Genomic DNA, 17,803 nt, shown 5'->3' with positions numbered 1-17,803 from the left:
CGAAGGCCAGGACCCATAACCACCGCATTCAATTGTGAAAGGGATCGTGGACGCAGATCGCTCGACAATGACCATTCGGGGTAATGGGTCCTGGCTTTCGCCAGGACGACGGTGAGGAGGCGTCGTTGGATCGACACGTCCCATCATTCCGTCCTGCCTGGAATTGAGACGAAGGTCGCCTGCTCCGCGGCGTCAACCGCCGGACGTTCGCCTTCCGCAAGGCCGAGCGGTGTTTGCGGACGGCGATTGACCCGCAGATCGAAGATGTCGAACCGATTATAGTGCCCGACGATGTCGTGCATCTGCTTCGGCTGAATGCAGCGCTCGAGGTCGATATCGGCATAGACGATGCCTTCATCGTCGATCAATGGCGCGCCGACGACGCGGCCGTCCGGTCCGATCACGCCGGAAAATGCGCTCGACTTGCGCTGCAAGCGCGCCCGCGCATCGGGGACGACGGTCTCCATCGCCGCGATGATCTCCTCCGACACGGTCGAGCAGGAAACGATCGTGAAGATCTTTCCCTCAAACGAGTGCGCGATGGCGCGCAACTTGATCGCCTCCGCCATGTCGTAGTCCGGTGGCGCGACGGGAAGCGAGATGTAGCTCGCGACGTGCACCAGCTCGCCCTGACCCAACAGCGCGAAGCGCGCGAGCGTGTTGGTGTTCTCGCCGCAGGCGAGCCCGCCGAGGCGCCCGATCTCGGTATCATAGACGCGCAGGCTCGACCCGTCGCCGCCGGTCCAGGTCAGCTTCTCTGCCCAGGTCGGCACCAGCTTGCGGTGCTTGCCGAGCAGCGTTCCGTCCGGGCCGATGAAGACCAGCGTGTTGTAGATTGCGCCGAGCGACACCGGGCTGCGCTCGTTCACGCCGAGCACGACGTAGCACCCGGCATCGCGCGCCGCCTTCCGGACGACGTCGACCTCGGGACCCGGCACCAGCACCGACGCCTTGACGAGCTTCTCGAACCAGGCGCTTCCGGTGACGGGATCGGTGATCCAGTTCCAATAGGGATAGCCGGGCACGAACACTTCGGGGAATGCGACCAGCTTCGCGCCGTTCGCCGCCGCCTCACGCACCAGTGAGGCGGCCTTGTCGGCGGTCGCACTTGCGTTGAGATAGACAGGTGAAGCCTGGACGGCGGCGGCTCTAAAGCGCGGCAGCTTCAGCATTGGCCCTACCCTGTCGCTGGCTCATACTCGCCGTGCGGAGCAGAGATCCGCAAAGCCTGACGGCAACGGCGCAGCGTTGACTTACTTTACATGTAAACGTATGCTATAGCATATTTCTGGAGGGTGCAATGGCTGAACGGTCTTTTGCTCGTGAGGTCGAGGATCTCCGGCTCGGCGACGGCGACACCTTCCGCGGTGAAGGCATCCTCGCCATCACCAAGGCACTCCTGCAATCGGGCGTCGCCTATGTCGGCGGCTATCAGGGCTCGCCGATCTCGCATTTGATGGACGTGCTGGCCGACGCGAAGGACGTGCTCGACGATCTCGGCGTCGTGTTCCAGAGCTCCGCCAATGAAGCGGCGGCGGCGGCGATGCTGTCGGCCTCAGTGATGTATCCGCTGCGCGGCGCGGTGGCCTGGAAGTCGACGGTCGGCACCAATGTTGCCTCCGACGCGCTGGCCAATCTCGCCTCCGGCGGCGTCACCGGCGGCACGATGATCATCGTCGGCGAGGACTACGGCGAAGGCTCCTCGATCATGCAGGAGCGCACCCATGCCTTTGCGATGAAATCGCAGATCTGGCTGCTGGATCCGCGCCCTGACCATGAATGCATCGTCAACCTGATCGAGAAGGGCTTTGAGCTCTCGGAGGTCTCGAACACCCCTGTCATGCTGGAGGTGCGCGTCCGTGCCTGTCACATGCACGGAAGCTTTGCCTGCAAGGACAATGTCAGGCCGGCCCACACCATCAAGGACGCCCTGAACAATCCGAAGCGCGACGTCGGCCGCATCGTGCTGCCGCCGGCGGCCTACGAGCATGAGCAGGAGAAGATCAAGACGCGGATGCCCGCAGCCATCAACTTCGTTCGCGACCACAGGCTGAATGAATGGATGGGGCCGAAGCAGGGCAAGGTCGGCATCATCATGCAGGGCGGGATGTACAACAACGTCATCCGCGCACTGCAATATCTCGGGCTGTCGGATGCCTACGGCAACACGCAGGTTCCGCTCTACGTCATGAACGTCACCTACCCCGTGATCGACACCGAGGTCGCCGAGTTCTGCCTCGACAAGGACGCCGTCCTGATCGTCGAGGAAGGCCAGCCGGAATATCTGGAGCAGGCGATCAACACGGTGCTGCGCCGCAAGGATATCCAGGCGCGCATCCACGGCAAGGACGTGCTGCCGATGGGCGGCGACTATACCGCGCAGGTGTTGCTCGGCGGCGTGCGCGAATTCATCGAGAAGACCGAGCCGAGGCTGCTCGGCAATCGGCCGCCGGCGCCTGACGCGAGCCCCGTGCTCAACCACCCCCAGGTCGAGAAGCTGAAGCAAATCGTGCCGGCGCGTCCGCCCGGGCTTTGCACCGGCTGTCCGGAGCGGCCGATCTTCGCCGCGATGAAGCTCGTCGAGAGCGAACTTGGCGAGCACCACGTCTCCGCCGACATCGGCTGTCACCTGTTCTCGATCCTGCCGCCCTTCAATATCGGCGCGACGACCATGGGGTTTGGCCTTGGCCCGGCCTCGACCTCGGCCTTCAACGTCAAGGCCGACAAGCGCTCGATCGCCGTGATGGGTGACGGCGGCTTCTGGCACAACGGGCTGACCAGCGGCATCGGCAACGCCGTCTTCAACAAGCATGACGGCGTCTTCATCATCGTCGACAATTACTACACCTCGGCGACCGGCGGTCAGGACATCCTGTCGTCGCGCGCGACGAGCAAGCGGCGAAACACCAACAACTCGATCGTGCAGGCCGTGAAGGGCATCGGCGGGCAATGGGTCCGGCAGATTGACCGCACCTACGATGTCGGCCGGATGCGCGACACGCTGAAGGAAGCGCTGACGACCAAGGAGGAAGGCCCGAAGGTCATCGTCGCGTCCTCCGAATGCATGCTGAACAAGCAGCGCCGCGTGAAGCCGCAGATCAGCAAGGCGATCAAGGACGGCGTTCGCACTGTGAAGGAACGCTTCGGCGTCGACGAGGACGTCTGCACCGGCGACCACGCCTGCATCCGCCTCTCCGGCTGCCCGTCGCTCTCGGTCAAGCAGCTCGATGATCCCTTGCGCGACGATCCCGTTGCGGCCATCGACAATTCCTGCGTCGGTTGCGGCAATTGCGGCGAGGTCGCGGACGCGGCGGTGCTGTGTCCGTCGTTCTATCGCGCCGACGTCATTCACAATCCGACCGGCTGGGACAAGTTCAAGTCGAAGGTCGCGATGGCCGTGATCGGCTGGCTGCAGCGGCGGCGCGACCGCCGGCGTCCGGCGCTCGAGGCGTTAGCGTGAGAGAGGCCTTGGCATGAGAGACGAGACGGTCCAGCTGGCGCTTCCTGCCGCAGGTGACGCGACCGAGCGACCGATCTCGATCGCGATCGTCGCGATGGGTGGCCAGGGCGGCGGCGTCCTCACCGACTGGATCGTCCAGCTCGCCGAGAACCACGGCTGGGTCGCGCAGTCGACCTCGGTGCCCGGCGTCGCCCAGCGCACCGGCGCCACGATCTACTATATCGAGGCGATGCCGCCGCTCGATGGCCGCAAGCCGATCCTGTCGCTGATGCCGACGCCCGGCGACGTCGACGTAGTGATGGCGGCGGAATTCATGGAAGCCGGCCGCTCGATCCTGCGCGGCCTGGTGACGCCGGATCGCACCACGCTGATCGCATCCAATCACCGGACGTTCGCGATCGGCGAGAAGATTGCGCCGGGCAACGGCATCGCCGACGGGGAGGCGGTGACCGGCGCCATCGGAATCGCCGCCAAGACCGAGATCATCTTCGACATGAACGCGCTGGCGATCGCCAATGGCAGCGTGATCTCGGCTGCGATGTTCGGCGCGCTCGCAGGCGCCGGCGTGCTGAGCTTCAGCCGCGAGAGCTATCTCGACGTCATCCGCGCCGGCGACAAAGGCGCGCAAGCCAGCGTCCGCGCGTTCGAGGCTGCGTTTGACCGGGTGCAGTCGAAATCCCCCGACCCGGTGCCGCCGGCCCAATCGGAGGCGGCTGACACCGCTCCCTCCCCGGCAGCTCTGGATCCCCGTCTTGCCGGCCTCGCCGCGCGGTTGACGCAAGAGTTGCCCGACGCCGTGCAGGCCATGGGCCGCGCCGGGCTGAAGAAGGTCGTCGATTTCCAGGACGTCGCCTATGGCGATGAATATCTCGACATCCTCGGCAAGCTCCACGCCGCCGATCGGAGCTGCGGTGGCGCCGGGCGAGATTTTGCCTTCACCCAGGCCGCCGCAAAATATCTCGCCAACGCCATGGCCTATGATGACGTCATCCGCGTTGCCGACCTCAAGACCAGATCCAGCCGCCGCGCGCGGATCGAGGACGAGCTCGAATTGTCGCAGGATCAGGTGCTGCAGACCACCGAGTTCATGCATCCCCGCATGGAAGAGGTCATGGGCATGCTCCCAGTGGGCCTTGGCCGCTGGCTTGGCGCCAGGCCGCGCCTCCTCGGCTGGCTCGATCGGCGCGTCAACAAGGGGCGCCGGTTGCGGACCTACTCGCTGCCCTGGTTCCTCGCGCTCTATGTCGTCGGCGGCCTCCGCGGCATACGCCGCCGCTCGCTGCGTCACGCCATCGAAACCGCTCATCGGGACCAATGGCTCAACGCCGCGACAGAGGCGGTGCGAGCAAACTATCAGTTGGGCGTCGAGGTCCTGCAATGCCGGCGCCTTGTCAAAGGCTATTCCGACACCCACAGCCGCGGCCTGTCGAAATTCGACAAGACGCTGGCCGCGATCAGACTGGTCGCACCGCGTGACGATGCCGCCGACTGGGCGCGCCGACTGCGGGAGGCCGCGCTGAAGGACAGCGAGGGCAAGGAGCTCGACGGCGTGATCCAGACCATCAAGAGTTTTGCATGATGCCGGCAGCACTCAAGGAGAGCACGGCTCCCGTATTCGGGCAGATTGAAACCCGGCTTTGGCTGCAATTGCTGTCCCTGCACGGCGAGCTGTTTGCGTCGCTGAATTCCATGCTGAGCTCGGAGTTCGGCTTGTCGCTGGCCAAGTTCGACGTGCTGGCTCAGCTCGATCGCTACAGGGACGGAATGGCGCTCGGGCAGTTGTCGCAGAACCTGAAAGTGTCCGGCGGCAACGTCTCGGGCCTGGTGCAGCGACTGCTGGCCGACGACCTGATCAGCAAGGAAATGTCGAGCGAGGACCGCCGGTCGTTCATCGTGCGCCTGACGCCGAAAGGCGAAGCACTGTTCAGGAAGGCGGCTGACGTGCACAAGCGGCATCTCAGCGAACGGCTTGAAAATATTCCCGCCCAGGAGCTGGAGACTGCACTGTCGGTGTTGCGGTCCCTCTCCTCGAAACTTGGCAGCGAAAGCAAGAAGCAGGGTCGCAGGACATAATGGCCAAAGACTCCAGGAGCAGATGGAAATCCGGTCCACCGCGGACACGGGACCAGCTGCAAAGCTACATTCCCTATCTCTTCAACCGGCTCGCCAATCGCTGGAACCTGGATCAGAACCGCGATCTCAGCGAGCACAACATCAACAACGTCGTGTTCCGGACGTTGTCGGTCCTGTTCATCTACAAGACCCTGACCGTCAACGAGATCGCCGTGCTGGCCGTCACCGAGCAGTCGACCGCGAGCCGCATGGTCGAGTCGATGGTGTCATCGGGTCTCGTCAAGCGCGAGATCGCCGAGGAAGACCAGCGTCGCCGCGTCGTCGGATTGACGGCGGACGGCGAGGCCCTGCTGCGCAAGATCTGGCCGATCATGGAGAAAAATTACGACCGGCTGACCGTCGGTATCGATCCCGACGAGATCGAGGTGTGCGCCCGCGTGCTGGCCAAGATGGTCGAGAACATCCGCCAGAATCAGATCTGATCCGCTCAGGATCAGGGACTGAGGCCAGCAAGGCTGGTGCCGCCACAGACGTAGAGCACCTGTCCGGTCACGAAGTCGGAGCGCTCGTCGAGGAAGAAGCGGATCGCGTGCGCCACGTCCTCGCGTGAGCCGAGCCGCCCGACCGGAACGTTGCGTGCCATCTTCTCCTGCTGCTCGGAGTCCTTCGGGATGACGCCCCAGAAATTGTCGGTCAGAATCGGACCCGGTGCGACCACGTTCACCGTGATCCCGCTCGATGCCAGCTCCAGCGCCCATGTCCGCGCCATGCCGTGCACGCCGGCCTTGGTGGCCGAATAGGCCGAGCGCGTGGCCGCGCCCATGGCGGCGCGCGAGCTCACGAACACGATCCGCCCGAACTTCCGTGAACGCATCCCTTCCATCGCCGCCTGGGTCAGCAGCATCGGTGCGCCCAGATGCAGCTGCGCCAGCGTCAGGATGTCTTCCGGCTTCGCATCGGCCAAGAGGTTCGGCAGGATGATTCCGGCATTGTGCACGAGGCAATCGACCGCATGATCCCGGCAGATCTCCTGCGCAATCGCCCTGGTCTCCGCCATGCTGGTCAAATCAGCGCGATAGGCGGTGAGCAGATCGTGCATCCAGTCCGGCTTCTCGAGGCCGACCGAGACGACCCGCTGTCCCTCGCCGACGAGTTTCTTCGCCAAGGCCTCGCCGATTCCGGAATTGCCTCCGGTGATGAGTGTGGTGCGGGTCTGGCTCATGATCACTCCTGCCGCCGCTTGAGGTCGCGAAGATCGAAGAACGCGCCATCGCGCATCAGCTTCGCGACGAACTCCTTCAATCCGGCGCGCTGGATCTTCTCGGTCGCGGTCAGCGGGAGTTTTTCGACGAACGAGATCCAGCCCGGCGCCTTGTAATAGGCCATCTGCTCCAGGCTCCAGCGCACGATGTCCTCGGCGAGCGCGCGGTCGGCCCCCGGCTGCTCCGCGATGATGACAGCCGCGACCTCGTCGCCGCGCACCTGATCCGGTGTCGCCGCCACCGCGGCCTGCCGGATCGCCGGATGGCGGTTGAGCACGGATTCGACCTCGACCGCGGCGATGTTCTCGCCGGAGCGGCGGATCACGTTCTTCTTGCGATCGACGAAATGCAGATCGCCATCGGCATCGCGCGACACGATATCTCCGGTATGCAGCCATCCGTCCTTCCAGGCCTCGGCGGTGGCCTCCTCGTTCTTCAGGTACTCGCTGAAGAATCCGTAGCGGGGATCATCCCCCGCCCGCCGCACCAACAGCTCGCCCGGCGTTCCGACCGGCGCATCGTTGCCGCCGTCGTCGATGATCCGCACGTCGACTTCGGGCGCCGGACGTCCAAAACAGCTTGTGCCGATCTTGCGCGGCTCGACATGGGCGGCGATCACGCCGCCGCTTCCGGTCTCGGTCATCGCCCAGGCCTCGAGCAGCGGAAAACCGAAGCGCTCCTCGAACGGCGCGTGGAGCAGCTTGTCGACGCCGGCGCCGAAGCCGAACCGCACGGTGTGCGCGCGATCTTCATGCGTCGGCGGCGCGCTCATCAGCATCGAGGGCATGACGCCGAGATAATGCAGGCAGGTCGCCCGGCTGTCGCGCACCGATTTCCACCAGCTTCGCGGATGGAAGCGATCGAGCATCGTCAGGCTGCCGCCGACCGACAGCATCGCCATCAGCGACACCGCCATCGCGTTCATGTGAAACAGCGGCAGCGGCGTGATCATGCGCTCGCCATTGTTCCTGAGATCGATCAATCCGCCGACATCGCGATACCAGTCTCCGGAATACAGGAAATAGGTGTTGGTCAGCACGCAGCCCTTGGGCTGGCCTGTCGTCCCCGAGGTATAGAGCAGCGCGCATTCGCTCAAACCGTCGCCGGCGTTCGCCGGCCGCGCGCCGCCGAACGGGGCCGGAATCTCGCCGCTGTCGGTCGCAACCGGAATGGGCCGGCCGGCCTGGCGTGCCGCCGTCTCGACCTCGTCGCGTCGTTTGGCGAGGACGAACGCGGCATTCATCTCGGAATGCGCGATGATGTATTCGAGCTCGCTGACCCGCAGATCGGGGTTGATCGGCACCACGGACACACCGAGCGCGTTCAAGGCGAACCACAGCTCGACGAAGACCGGCCTGTTCTGCAGCAGCAGCCCGACCCGATGGCCTCTGCCATAGCCGTGGCCAGCGAACGCCGCGCGCCAGCGCTCCACCCGCTCAAACATGGCGCGATACGAGATCTCGCCGGCGGCGATGCCGTAGATATCGGCCGTCTCGGGCAGCACGTTGAGAAAGCAGGCTTCTCCCCGGCGGAGGGCGATCTCGCGAAAGCGGGCGTAGACGGTGGTCGCTGTGGTCAAGGCGCACTCACATGAAAAGCTGGAGATTGCCGAACGGCGCGTCGAAATTCACGAGGTCGATGCGCTTGAGCCTGATCTTGAGGTCATCGCCGACTTGAACGAGATCGTGCGACGCCCATCCGGAAAAGCGTTCCAGCGTGTCGCCGCGCGTCTCGGTGTAGAGAAAGGACGTCCGCGCCTTGAATATGCCGGCCACCGGGTCGCACGCGAGGATCTGCGGCGCCTGCAGCAGATGATGGCAGCGGCTCTTTGGCTTCTGGCTGAAGGTGCGTTCGCCGGCCAATCGCTCGATGCGCACTTTCATCAGCAACAGGTCTTCGTACATCAGCGACGGCTGCAGCACCGGATCCTGCTGCTGCCATTCCAGCGGCATCCAGTAGCGCCCTTCCGGGTGGAACAGGTCGAGCCACGCCTGCCATTGCATGGTGTCGAGGAGGTCGGCTTCCCGATAGATGAAATCGGTGATGGTCTTTTCGCTGATCATTCCGCGGCCTCGACCGGCTGGTCCATGTCCACGGTCATGAATTTGGCCCAGGCATGAAACTGATTCCGCATCTGGCGCTCCGACGTGCCGTTGATCACCGCGGTGACGTCAGGCTCCTCGCCGCTCTCGTAGAGCCGGCGCAGATTGACCCATTGATTGCCGTTCGACTTCAGCCCTTCCTGGGCCCGCTCATACATTTCGAGATCGTCGTGCCCGACGATCGAGGTCGGTGCGTTGATGAAGCGATTGTACATCAGCGCACGCTCGTAGAGCTTGTCGGGCGCGCCGACCAGACGATAGACCCAGCTCTCCACCAGCGTCCTGTCCACCGCGATCGGGATGAAATTGCGCAGGATCTGCACCGCGCCCTTGACCATGATGTTCGGGAAATAGACGGTGTTGTGCCGGACCTCTCCGAGAATCTCGTGGGCCCGCTTCTCGCCATAGGCCGCGACCATCTGGCCGAGATAGCCCTCAACGTCCGAATAGTTCGAATGGATGGAATTGGCGACGCCGGTATGGCCGTGGCCGTTGGGCCAGATCCGGATGCCGCTCTGCTCGTAGAACTCGTACGGGCTCATGAACGGCCCATAGAGCTGCACCGCCATCGGCTTCTCGGCGGAATCGCCCTGTTCGCGTTGCCAGACCTTGATGGCGGTGCCGGCCGAGCTCTCATGCGCCACCATGGGATGGCAGGTGTCGGTCTGGTTCTCGACCAGCATCTTCCAATTGCAGGTGTGCATGTAGCGGATCGGCATGGCCTCGACGGCCAGCTTCCCCTCCGGCGAACGATCGACCATGTTGTCGATGGTCGAGAGGCTTTCACCGAAATAGTCTTCGAAGCCGACGCCGTTTTCGCTCAGGCGCGCGAAAATGAAATCCCGGTAGACGACGACGTTCTTGATCCGCGACAGCCCGTCGTTGGCCTGGGTGTCGGTAAAGCCGGTGCCCTCGTAGCCCTTCTTCAGCGGGATCGCGAGCAGCGAGCCGTCGGTCTTGAACGACCAGGCATGATAGGGACAGCGGAAGAACTTTCCGGTATTACCGCACGGCTCGGAGGCGATCTTGACGCCCTTGTGCGGACAGCGATTGTAGAACAGGTGGATCGAGCCGTCGGTATGGCGGCTGGCCACCACCGGCTGCCGGCCGATATTGGCGGTGATGAAATCGCCGGCCTTCGACAACTGGCTGGCGTGCCCGACATAGATCCAGCTGTTGGGAAACAGATGCTCCATCTCGAGCTCGAACACCTCGGGATCGATATAGACATCGCGATGCACCTCGGCGTCGCGCACAAGCCCGCCGATCGCGCGGGGATTCTTTCCGTATTTCGCCATGGCGCCTCTTGCCTCCTCTCAGAGATCCAACACCAGCCGGTCCGACTTCGCACGCGACACGCAGATCTGCATGACCTTGTTGGACGCCTTCTCGTCGTCGCTGAGAATGACGTCGCGATGATCGGGCACGCCTGCGATCACGCCGCACTGGCAGATGCCGCAATCGCCCCGCCGGCAATCATAGAGCACGTCGAGCCCTGCCGCTTCCAGCGCCTGGATGATGCTCTGATCGGTCGCGACCGTGATGACCTGCCCCGTCGACTTGAGCTCGACCTCGAACGGCTGGTTCGGGGAACCGGCCGGCTCCGCCTTGAACAGCTCGAAATGGATGCGGTCTGCCGGGATGCCCCTGGCTAGCGCCGCTGTCTTCACCGCGTCAATCATGCCGGCAGGCCCGCAGACATAGACGTGGGCGTCTGCGGGCGCATCGCCAACCGCTGCCGCGATATCGAGGCGGGACGCATCGCTGTCGTAATGAACCGCCAGGCCGTCTGAACAGATCGCCTGCAACTGCGGCAGGAACGCCAGCAGCCCGGGCATTCGCCCGGCATAGTGCAGGCGAAACCAGGTTCCCTGCGCCTTCAGCACCGCCGCCATGGACAGGATCGGCGTAACCCCGATGCCGCCGGCAAACAGCAACGCCGGCGCGGCGCCCTCGTGAAGACCGAAATTGTTGACCGGCGCGGTCGCGCTGACGACGTCGCCGACCTTAAGGGCATGCATGAACTGCGAGCCGCCGGCCGACGTCTCCTCGCGCAGCACCCCCAGCGCAACGGCGCCTTCAGGCAGGTCCGGCAATGCCATCAGCGAATACGGCCGGTCTGCCCCGCCCGGCAGCAACACGCGAATGTGCGCACCCGCGTGCCACTCCGGCACGGCACCGCCCTCCACGCCAAACACGACGCTGCGAATGACCGACGTCTCCGCAACGATCGACTGCACTCTGAGCTTGAGCGGATGCGCGTCCATTCGGGCATCTCATATTATATGAATTTGCATATTTTTATACATGTAATAATTGCCTGTCAATCGTGAGTATCGGCGGTTGCGGCTCCCGGTCCGGCCGCGGCGTCGCGCGGCTTGAACGCGTGATCCGCGACGGGCGCGACGCCGGCGATCGAGCATTCCCACCGCCGTCGGCAAAACCGAGCGAGTTAGAGATCATCGAGGCCGAGGCCGACATCGTGCACCCGCATTTTCGTCGAGTACATCGCCGGCAAGACACCTCGCAACATCGCGATCGATCTTGCGTGCCGGCGCCTCGCGGCTCGTCTTGGACGGCCATCGACCTTGTGGTTTGGAGAATGATGACGGTGGACGCGCGAACCCATGGAGGAACGCTGCTTGCAGCGCGAAAGGAAGGCCATCAGCGCGGAGGCCGAAGTCAATCATGCCCCATGTCGTCCCGGGCGGCCTGAAAACCTGCTGCTCAGAAGAATTACTTAGAAAGACCCTAGGGACACTTTGAACGGAAGCCGTATTTTCCTCCCTTATCCGTGAACCCGGCCACCGACTCGCTTTAGGTTGGCAGAGCCCTGTTTTCGCACCTGGACCCAATCTCGGAGGTCGCCACATGACGCAAAATCACGTCTGGTACGTCTCCTTCGTTGACGAACGCGACGCTCCACCCGAAAGGCATGCGCGAAGGACTACGACCTTCAAATCCGAGCAGGAAGCAAAGCAGTTCACCAGGACGCTGGCGCAGGACCGGCGTGTCAAAGGCCTTTCGGCCGGAACGATCAACCCGCACCAGCCAAAACGCGTCGTCGGATCTAGAGAAATTGGCCGATGGCTCGGCGACAATTAGGGCGCGTACTCATAAATCTCCGTCAACGTCCGCTCCGCTCCGATACCGACCGCGTGTGTGCAACTGGCAAATGACGCGATGGGCCATGCGGTCATTGGGACGTTCAGAGTTGCCCGCTCGCCCGATCTCCAATGAACGCGGCCGACGAGATTGCCAATAGTGCTGCGATCTCATTCGCCGCATATGCAGCGCCGTCGGGCTTTCAACGACCACAACCTGAGTCTTGCGGGGGCTTCAACACCCGTACCATACAGCCAAGCTGATGAATACGAGTCATCTACGGCTGCTCGGGGCCGGAGGTCCACGGGAAGAGCGACCCGCGTGGTGGCCGAACTTTTGATTTGTCGCAATTTGAAAGGGTTCGCCTCCGTTATTGTGTCAATTCGTCACCTGGGCCAGGACATGCTTAGGGACCTGCTAGTGCATATCGATGGCAACGAAGCTGGCCGCAGACGGCTTCAGCTGTCCATCGGGCTGGCGCGTGGCGCTGGAGCCCGGCTGACCGGGCTGCATGTCACGCCCCCTCCGGATGTTGAGCCGCTGTACAAGCCCAGCCAGCTGGACCAGGCGGTTGCCAACCTAGCGCGTACGCTCGCCGAGGATGCATGCTGCGCAGAAACGATCTTTGCAGACGAAACAGCGATGGGCCCGATCGACGCTCGCTGGTTCGCGGCGGAGGGCGATATTGTTCAGGGGATCGGCCACAGGGCGCGCTACGCCGATTTGGTGATCCTTGGCCAGCATGATCGGCAGGGGCCCCACGTCTCTCACCCCCTGCCGATTGCTCACTCGGTCGTCGTGCATTGCGGCCGGCCGGTGCTTGTCGTGCCCGCGAATGTCGGACCGTGTCAGTTCGCGCGCATTGGCATCGCCTGGGATGGAGGCCGCGAGGCCGTCAGGGCGGTCCACGATGCACTACCGCTGTTGGGTCTGGCCGGCTCCGTTGAGATCATAACCATCAATCCGTCGCCGGCCGCGCAACAAGCTGAGGACACAAACCAGTTGAGGGAACACCTCGCTCGTTACGGCGTAATTTCGCTAGAACCAGTCGCAATCGAAACCGGCGACGAAGCTGCAGCGCTTCGCGAACAGACAGAAAAGGCTAGTTATGACCTATTGGTGATGGGTGGCTACTCGCACCCGATGTGGCTGGAGTTCATTTTTGGCGGCACAACCAAGTCCGTGCTGCGGTCCTCCAAAATTCCAGTCCTCGTATCCCATTAGGCGAATGCACTGTGGTCGACCTGTCCGAAGACAGTGCGCAGACGCCGCCTCGGATATCAGACTGGGTGATCGGCCAGACGCCCGTCGGGTTCGAAGCCCAATCGCGGTCAGTGCGAATGTTGCAGAGGATTTACTGCTTCATCACCACGAACGTTCAGATATGTCACTCTTCCGCATCAGGCTCACGACATTGACGCGACCACATCCAGCATCACCTCCGTCGCGCCGCCGGCAATGGAGAGGATGCGGGCGTCTCGCGATATGCGTTCAATCGGGCTCTCCCGCATGACGCCCATGGCGCCGTGGAACTGCACGCATGCATACACCACCTCGTTGACGAGTTCGCCGCAGATGGCCTTCAACATCGAGATCTCGCGCATGCAGTCGTCGTCCGCCGCCACGCGCCAGGCGGTGGCATAGAGAAACGCACGGCTTGCCTCCACCTTCGCAGAGAGCATCGCAAGACGCTGGCGGATCGCCTGCATGTCCCAAAGGACGCCTCCGAATGCGCGGCGCGTTTTCACGTAAGTGAGGGTCATATCGATCGCCGCCTCGGCCATCCCGATAGCCATGGCGGCGAGGACCAGGCGCTCGTTCTGCAAGTTGCGCATGATGGAGTAGAAGCCTTGCCCCTCCGCGCCGAGCACGTTCTCGGCAGGAATGCGGCAGCCATCGAAGACGAGCTCGGCCGTATCGGAGGAGCGCCAGCCGAGCTTGTCCAGCTCGCGAGCCACGCTGAAGCCTGGCGTGCCCTTCTCGACGAGGAACATCGTGATCCCGTTGCTCCCTGCCGCGGAATCAGTCTTGGCCGCAACACAGTAGAGATCCGCGCAGACGCCGTTGGTGATGTACAGTTTCGTACCATCGAGCAGGTAGGAGTCGCCGTCTCGGCGCGCGCGCGTGCGGATGGCCTTCACGTCCGAGCCCGCATCCGGCTCCGTGATGGCGATCGCGGTGATCACCTCGCCGCTCACAATGCCCGGCATCCACCGAGCCCGTTGGGATTTGGTCCCGTCGTGAAAGACATAACCGGAAGCCATCTCGGCATGGACCAGCATTGCGTCCGCGGCGCCGGCATAGGTGGAGCGCCCGAGTTCCTCCGCGAAGACCGTCGATGCGACCGCGTCCATCTCGGCACCGCCGTACTCGGCCGGATAGCGGATGCCGAAGAAGCCAAGTTCGCCCATCCGACGCAGGACCGGACGCGGAACGCCGCCCTCCTCTTCCCAGCGATCTGCACAGGGCTTGATTTCCTCCTCGACAAAGCGGCGGACCTGGTCCCGTAAGAGCTCATATTCCGCCGCCGCCCAAGGCAGCTCCGGTTCTTGTGCCGTTACCCAAGCTTTGTCCATCATCGTTATCCGCTCTGCTATGAGTCCAACGCCCAAGGTCCAGACCGCATCGGCACCCTGAGAACGACTTGCGGCTTTTCCTATAGACTAGAGTTCGATTTCCTCTCGCGGTCCGCCCGAGAGTGAAGCAGCTCTGGAATCGGCCACCCAGCGCATCCCGTCGATCACTTCCGCCAGTTCGGCCACGGTCGGGCGCTCGAACAGGTTGCGGAGCTGCACGTCGACGCCGAAGATCTTTCGCATACGCGCCACCGCTCTCACGACCAGGAGCGACTCCCCGCCCAGGTCGAAGAAGTTGTCGTACCGTCCGATCGACTTGACCTTGAGGAGATTGCACCACAGGGCAGCCAAGGTCTTCTCGGTCTCTGTTGACGGGGCGACGAACTCGTGCGCCGGCTGAATGCTATCCGCCGTCGGCTCGGGAAGCGAGGAGCGGTCGATCTTGCCGTTGGACGTGAGCGGCATCCGTTCGAGGCAGACATAGTGCGCCGGAATCATGGACTCCAGGAGTTCTTCGGCGAGGTGGGCGCGCAGCTCCGGCACGGTCAGAGGTTTCGAGGAGACATAGTAGGCTACAAGTCGCGTGATTGCGCCTTCCTCAGCATTTCCCACTGGAGCGGGAATGGCAACGACCGCGCATTCCTGAACGTGGGGCTGCTTGAGAAGCCGCGCTTCGATCTCACCCAGCTCGATACGCGTGCCGCCAACCTTCACCTGATGATCCGCGCGGCCTAGAAATTCCAGGCGCCCTTCAGAGCTCCAGCGGGCAAGATCGCCGGTCTTGTACAGCCGCAGCCTCGAAAAGCCATCTCGAGGATCTGTAGCCGTGCGGAAGCGCTCCTCGGTCAGGTCGGGGCGATTAAAATAACCTCTCGCGAGACCATCGCCTGCGATGAACATCTCGCCGATGACGTTGGGGCCGGTCGGCCGATATTCCTTGCTGAGGACGTAAATTCCCGCATTAGCAGCCGGAACGCCAATCGGCACCGATGCAGAGCGATCCTGGTCTACGTCAAACCGATGAATCATGCAGCCCACTGTGGCTTCGGTCGGTCCGTACTCGTTGTAGATCTCGACAGGATGAGGGATGGCTTTGGTGATGTCGCGGGCCAGCTCGGTCTTGAAGTCCTCCCCGCCTACAATGAACTTGCGCAATCTCGTGGCCTCAAGATTGCGGTCGCGGATCATCGCAAGATGCGCCGGTGTCAGCTTCATGATATCGACGGCATTGTCGTCGACCACCTTGAGCACGACCATGTTCTTCACCCCCGGATCACCAAGATAGACCACGATCCGGCCGCCCGTGATGAGTGGCGCGAAGAGCGTTGTGACGGTCAGGTCGAACGCAAGAGACGAGAAGAGTGGCCATGCGAGCGGCTGGCCGGCACTGTACACCCGCGCGGCCCACCAGATGTAGTTCACGAGGCTGCGATGCTCGATCTCGACGCCCTTGGGAGTGCCGGTCGAGCCTGAAGTGAAGATGATGTAGGCGACGCCGTTCGACTTGGCGGCGGACGGTCGGGCCGAGGCTGGCTGATCCAAAATCGAGCCGAAATCGGCATCGAGCACGAAAATGTCGGCAAGCTCCGGCGAGATGGCGGATTGCAGACGCGCCTGAGTGATCGCCACCGGCGTTTGCCCACCGGTCCCGTTGGAAATGTCTTTCAGGATTGTCGCAATGCGTCCTTTCGGCGTCGCCGCATCAATTGGCACATAGGCTGCGCCGGCTTTGAGGACACCCAGGATCGCGACGACGACTTCGATGGAGTGCTCCATGAAGACAACGATGATCCGACCCGGCCCCACGCCCTGTGAGCCCAGATGCGCGGCCATCTGGTTGGAGCGTTCGTCGAGCTGCCGGTATGTCAGCATGGCATCGCCAAAGCGGATCGCTTCAGCATCAGGACTGAGCGTCACTTGATCATGAAAGAGATCGATGATTGTCCTGTCCGATGGGTAATGCGCCGACGTGGCGTTGTAATCGACGACGAGCGCCCGATGATCGGCATCTTGCAGCGGAGGAAGCGCCACGCTCTCCGCCACGATAGGCAGGACCTCATTCATGAAATGCGCTCCCATCCGGCAAGTTTAAAAATCGGATCACGTCAATCTCTGAGCTTCTGAGTTGCCCGGCGATAAAGTTCTGCGACGGCAGGTGCGTCAGGCTCTTCCAGCATGGAGACTTCGTCGCAGTCCTCGGGGCCGAAATAAAATTCGGCATCGGGCGCCACGAGCCGCCATCGATGAGGTGCTGCGCCCGATCGCAGCCAGGCCTTGTTCGGAAGGAATATGCACACACGGCCCGAATACGGAGTCGGAGTGTACCGCCGAAATGCCGCCATCGCCGTGGATTTGAGCAGAGCTCTGCTGGCTAGCACCGGATCTGTCGTGACAGGCTCCTTGCGAACGAGGGGCATGAAGGCGCGCTCGCGGAGGCGACTGCCGAAATATCGGAGACGAGCGCCAAATGTCGGCAACTTCGCCATCGATCTCCGGACCGATCGGATCGTCCCCCAGGCAGAGAAGTACAGCAAACGCAGCAATTCCTGATGGGTGGCGGGATGAAGTGGACCAAAGAGGGCGACGCACGGAACCGCCGCCCCGCGTTTCTTGAGGATTTTGGCCAGTTCGAAGGCTGTGGGACCGCCGGAGCAGTATCCAGCGATGATGTACGGACCGACCGGCTGATACTGAACGATCTGGCCAGCGAAGTACTCGGCGATATCTTCGACGCGGTCCATCGGCTCGCTCTCTCCGTCGAAGCCAGGCGGTTGAAGTGCATAGAACGGTTGATCGCCACCCAGGTGCTTCGACAGGTCCGAGAATGAGAACGGTGCTCCGACATGCCCCGGTACGGCGTAAATGGGCGTGCGCGTTCCGCGCGACTGCAGGGGAATGATTGCAGGCTGCTGTGTGGCCGCGGCGGTGGCCATGTTCAGAAAGGCGATGATCTCACCCTTTCGCCCCTGCAATTGATCGCGAAGCTCGGCCGTCATCGCGCCGGCCGGTGCGCTGCACCGGAGCCGATCGCCCTCGACCCAGACCTTGATGTCCTTGACCGCGAGGTCTGCGAGCAGTTCCGAAAACTGCGTCACCTGCGCTTGCATAGGCTATTCCCGTATTCTCGACTGCGACCGCGAGGCATCTCGAACAAGCGCGGCTTGGAATGAACTTGCATGCCTTTCCAACAAGTGGGCTGGGCTCCCCGCTAGTGAATGATTACAT

15 protein-coding genes are annotated in these 17,803 nt (G+C 63.0%); 6 read left to right on the top strand and 9 right to left on the bottom strand.

What is annotated here, in order from left to right:
- Positions 1–143: 143 nt before the first annotated feature.
- Positions 144–1,172, bottom strand: coding sequence for a carbon-nitrogen hydrolase family protein (locus tag JQ573_RS00440; protein WP_212315295.1), 1,029 nt, complete (start codon positions 1,170–1,172; stop codon positions 144–146).
- 128 nt (positions 1,173–1,300) lie between these two features.
- Here JQ573_RS00440 and JQ573_RS00435 point away from each other — a divergent pair, with 128 nt between their 5' ends.
- From JQ573_RS00435 to JQ573_RS00420, 4 genes are read left to right on the top strand one after another with little or no spacing between them, the layout of a single operon-like run.
- Positions 1,301–3,460, top strand: coding sequence for an indolepyruvate ferredoxin oxidoreductase subunit alpha (locus tag JQ573_RS00435; protein ID WP_212315296.1), 2,160 nt, complete (start codon positions 1,301–1,303; stop codon positions 3,458–3,460).
- 13 nt (positions 3,461–3,473) lie between these two features.
- A complete protein-coding gene (locus JQ573_RS00430; protein WP_212315297.1) occupies positions 3,474–5,039 on the top strand; it encodes an indolepyruvate oxidoreductase subunit beta family protein in 1,566 nt (521 codons plus the stop codon).
- Positions 5,036–5,533, top strand: a complete 498-nt coding sequence (locus tag JQ573_RS00425) for a MarR family winged helix-turn-helix transcriptional regulator (RefSeq protein ID WP_249131170.1) — start codon at positions 5,036–5,038, stop codon at positions 5,531–5,533. The genes JQ573_RS00430 and JQ573_RS00425 overlap by 4 nt, the downstream gene beginning before the upstream one ends.
- On the top strand, positions 5,533–6,015 hold the full coding sequence (locus JQ573_RS00420; protein ID WP_212315299.1) for a MarR family winged helix-turn-helix transcriptional regulator: 483 nt from the start codon (positions 5,533–5,535) through the stop codon (positions 6,013–6,015). Before JQ573_RS00425 ends, JQ573_RS00420 begins: the two co-directional genes overlap by 1 nt.
- Before the next feature lie 11 nt (positions 6,016–6,026).
- Here the strand turns inward: JQ573_RS00420 and JQ573_RS00415 are convergent, their stop codons facing one another.
- Genes JQ573_RS00415 through JQ573_RS00395 form a run of 5 tightly spaced genes read right to left on the bottom strand, consistent with a single transcriptional unit; the run spans position 6,027 to position 11,164 of the window.
- Positions 6,027–6,755, bottom strand: coding sequence for an SDR family NAD(P)-dependent oxidoreductase (locus tag JQ573_RS00415; protein ID WP_212315300.1), 729 nt, complete (start codon positions 6,753–6,755; stop codon positions 6,027–6,029).
- 2 nt (positions 6,756–6,757) lie between these two features.
- Positions 6,758–8,374 carry an ATP-dependent acyl-CoA ligase gene (locus tag JQ573_RS00410; RefSeq protein ID WP_212315302.1) on the bottom strand — a complete coding sequence of 539 codons (1,617 nt, stop codon included), beginning with the start codon at positions 8,372–8,374 and terminating at the stop codon, positions 6,758–6,760.
- 7 nt (positions 8,375–8,381) lie between these two features.
- Positions 8,382–8,858 (bottom strand): aromatic-ring-hydroxylating dioxygenase subunit beta, encoded by a 477-nt coding sequence (locus JQ573_RS00405; protein WP_212315304.1) that lies wholly within the window; start codon positions 8,856–8,858, stop codon positions 8,382–8,384.
- Complete coding sequence (locus JQ573_RS00400; RefSeq protein WP_212315306.1) at positions 8,855–10,195, bottom strand: aromatic ring-hydroxylating dioxygenase subunit alpha; 1,341 nt, start codon at positions 10,193–10,195, stop codon at positions 8,855–8,857. Before JQ573_RS00400 ends, JQ573_RS00405 begins: the two co-directional genes overlap by 4 nt.
- Positions 10,196–10,213: 18 nt before the next feature.
- Positions 10,214–11,164 (bottom strand): PDR/VanB family oxidoreductase, encoded by a 951-nt coding sequence (locus JQ573_RS00395; protein ID WP_212315308.1) that lies wholly within the window; start codon positions 11,162–11,164, stop codon positions 10,214–10,216.
- A gap of 604 nt (positions 11,165–11,768) precedes the next feature.
- Between JQ573_RS00395 and JQ573_RS00390 the strand changes: the two genes are divergently transcribed.
- Together JQ573_RS00390 and JQ573_RS00385 are read left to right on the top strand one after the other, a co-directional pair.
- The gene (locus JQ573_RS00390; protein ID WP_212315310.1) at positions 11,769–12,002 is read left to right on the top strand and encodes a hypothetical protein; all 234 of its coding nucleotides are present in this window, start codon (positions 11,769–11,771) and stop codon (positions 12,000–12,002) included.
- Positions 12,003–12,323: 321 nt separating this feature from the next.
- Entirely contained in the window at positions 12,324–13,226 is a 903-nt protein-coding gene (locus JQ573_RS00385; RefSeq protein ID WP_212315312.1) for a universal stress protein, read from the top strand.
- 182 nt (positions 13,227–13,408) lie between these two features.
- Here JQ573_RS00385 and JQ573_RS00380 read toward each other — a convergent pair whose 3' ends face one another.
- From JQ573_RS00380 to JQ573_RS00370, 3 genes are all read right to left on the bottom strand, one after another.
- On the bottom strand, positions 13,409–14,578 hold the full coding sequence (locus tag JQ573_RS00380) for an acyl-CoA dehydrogenase family protein (RefSeq protein ID WP_249131169.1): 1,170 nt from the start codon (positions 14,576–14,578) through the stop codon (positions 13,409–13,411).
- Between the two features lie 87 nt (positions 14,579–14,665).
- Positions 14,666–16,642: an amino acid adenylation domain-containing protein gene (locus JQ573_RS00375; protein WP_249131168.1), complete on the bottom strand. Its 1,977-nt coding sequence runs from the start codon at positions 16,640–16,642 to the stop codon at positions 14,666–14,668.
- Positions 16,643–16,683: 41 nt separating this feature from the next.
- Positions 16,684–17,685 (bottom strand): alpha/beta fold hydrolase, encoded by a 1,002-nt coding sequence (locus tag JQ573_RS00370; RefSeq protein WP_212315315.1) that lies wholly within the window; start codon positions 17,683–17,685, stop codon positions 16,684–16,686.
- Between the last annotated feature and the right edge of the window lie 118 nt (positions 17,686–17,803).

The sequence above is a fragment of the Bradyrhizobium sp. AUGA SZCCT0105 genome, from assembly GCF_018129565.1.
Taxonomy (GTDB): domain Bacteria; phylum Pseudomonadota; class Alphaproteobacteria; order Rhizobiales; family Xanthobacteraceae; genus Bradyrhizobium.
The sequence above is the reverse complement of the archived record's forward strand: the minus strand, read 5'-3'. Positions and strand labels throughout refer to the sequence as shown.

Excerpts from the sequence above, each read along its gene's own strand:
- JQ573_RS00375 (WP_249131168.1), bottom strand. The coding sequence starts at position 16,642 with ATGAATGAGGTCCTGCCTATCGTGGCGGAGAGCGTGGCGCTTCCTCCG.
- JQ573_RS00370 (WP_212315315.1), bottom strand. The coding sequence starts at position 17,685 with ATGCAAGCGCAGGTGACGCAGTTTTCGGAACTGCTCGCAGACCTCGCG.
- JQ573_RS00415 (WP_212315300.1), bottom strand. The coding sequence starts at position 6,755 with ATGAGCCAGACCCGCACCACACTCATCACCGGAGGCAATTCCGGAATC.
- JQ573_RS00390 (WP_212315310.1), top strand. The coding sequence starts at position 11,769 with ATGACGCAAAATCACGTCTGGTACGTCTCCTTCGTTGACGAACGCGAC.
- JQ573_RS00440 (WP_212315295.1), bottom strand. The coding sequence starts at position 1,172 with ATGCTGAAGCTGCCGCGCTTTAGAGCCGCCGCCGTCCAGGCTTCACCT.
- JQ573_RS00420 (WP_212315299.1), top strand. The coding sequence starts at position 5,533 with ATGGCCAAAGACTCCAGGAGCAGATGGAAATCCGGTCCACCGCGGACA.
- JQ573_RS00380 (WP_249131169.1), bottom strand. The coding sequence starts at position 14,578 with ATGGACAAAGCTTGGGTAACGGCACAAGAACCGGAGCTGCCTTGGGCG.
- JQ573_RS00400 (WP_212315306.1), bottom strand. The coding sequence starts at position 10,195 with ATGGCGAAATACGGAAAGAATCCCCGCGCGATCGGCGGGCTTGTGCGC.
- JQ573_RS00405 (WP_212315304.1), bottom strand. The coding sequence starts at position 8,858 with ATGATCAGCGAAAAGACCATCACCGATTTCATCTATCGGGAAGCCGAC.
- JQ573_RS00435 (WP_212315296.1), top strand. The coding sequence starts at position 1,301 with ATGGCTGAACGGTCTTTTGCTCGTGAGGTCGAGGATCTCCGGCTCGGC.
- JQ573_RS00430 (WP_212315297.1), top strand. The coding sequence starts at position 3,474 with ATGAGAGACGAGACGGTCCAGCTGGCGCTTCCTGCCGCAGGTGACGCG.
- JQ573_RS00395 (WP_212315308.1), bottom strand. The coding sequence starts at position 11,164 with ATGGACGCGCATCCGCTCAAGCTCAGAGTGCAGTCGATCGTTGCGGAG.
- JQ573_RS00425 (WP_249131170.1), top strand. The coding sequence starts at position 5,036 with ATGATGCCGGCAGCACTCAAGGAGAGCACGGCTCCCGTATTCGGGCAG.